Source organism: Roseateles sp. P5_E1, assembly GCF_054049335.1.
Genome location: NZ_JBFUMN010000130.1, coordinates 1 through 1,223 on the forward strand (window position 1 = coordinate 1; position 1,223 = coordinate 1,223).

Sequence of the window (1,223 nt, forward strand, 5' to 3'; positions counted from 1 at the left end):
GCCCTGCCGGCACAGGCACAGCAGGCCGGTCATACAATCGCGCCCGAAGCGCAGCGGTCAGTAATGCGCACCGTTGGTTTCTCCATACTGGCGCAGTACCGCGCGCGCAGCGTCGCGCTCGATGTCGCGCACGACCTCGATGCCACGCTTGTTGAGTTCACCGACCCAGTCCGCCGGTAGCGGGCCTTCGTCGAAGGCGGTCAGTTCTTCCACGTCCTGCGCGCTGGCACCGATCAACAGCCGGTCGATGCCGGCCCAGACGGTGGCGCCGTAGCACTGGCAGCACGGCTGCGACGAGGTGGCCAGGGTGATCGGGCTCAGCACATCGTTCAGCCGCGGGGTCTGCAGGCGCTGCTGGGCCAGCATGTAGGCCATGTTCTCGGCATGCGCCAGCGAGGTGTTGTGCGGCACCACGCGATTGACGCCGGCGGCGATGACGCGGTCATCCGGGCCGAACACCACCGCGCCGAACGGACCGCCGGTCTGCGCCTCGACATTCAGGCGCGACAGCGCGATGGCCAGCGCGACCTTGGCGGCGTCACCGGGATAGGCACGGCCCAGGTCGATCTGGTCGTGGATCCAGGCGGGCAGGGTGAGATGGACTTGCGCGTACAGCATCGGGACGTAGGCCTCTTCAAAGGTGGAGCAGCGGCAGTGTATCGGGCCGCCCGGGGGGATGCCGTGCCCGCGCTGAACGCGGCCACGTGAAAAAGGGGGCGAGGGGGGTGATCAGGGCGGGAGGGACGCATCCAGCGCCCGCAGCTGGTGGCGATACCGTGTCACCGCGACCTGCTGGTTCGGGTCGCCATCGTTGGCGTCGATGAACGCCTGCATCGCCTGCCGGTAGTCCTGCGCGAACGCGGGATTGCCGGGGCTGAAACGGTACTTCCGCTCGGCGACCTCCACGACCTCGCGTGCCGCCAACCGTTGCCGGGCCTGCCCGTGTGCCGACGACTCGGTAAGGATCACGATGTTGCGCGGGTAGCCGGGCACGTACTTCAGTTCGAACACCTGGTTTACACCAGGTACCTGGATCTCGTTGCGCAGCGGCCACAGGGAGACGGTGTGGGTGAACAGCGTTGTCTCCACATCCCGGCCGTCACGGGTATGCACGATGGCCTCGTAGCGCCAGATGGGCTGCTCGTTGAGGCGGGAGTTGGTCTCCTCGCTGCGCACGATCACCCCGGTGCCACGCTCGCCCACGGCGTTGAGGAACGCTGCAT

2 protein-coding genes are annotated in these 1,223 nt (G+C 67.5%); both read right to left on the minus strand.

Annotation, left to right across the window (positions count from 1 at the left end):
- Positions 1–57 precede the first annotated feature (57 nt).
- Positions 58–618 carry a nucleoside deaminase gene (locus ACXJKJ_RS30095; RefSeq protein WP_256774965.1) on the minus strand — a complete coding sequence of 187 codons (561 nt, stop codon included), beginning with the start codon at positions 616–618 and terminating at the stop codon, positions 58–60.
- 111 nt (positions 619–729) lie between these two features.
- A partial coding sequence (locus tag ACXJKJ_RS30100) for a hypothetical protein (RefSeq protein WP_457395004.1) occupies positions 730–1,223 on the minus strand: 494 nt, incomplete at its 5' end.

Coding starts and splice junctions, on each gene's coding strand:
- ACXJKJ_RS30095 (WP_256774965.1), bottom strand. CDS start 618: ATGCTGTACGCGCAAGTCCATCTCACCCTGCCCGCCTGGATCCACGAC.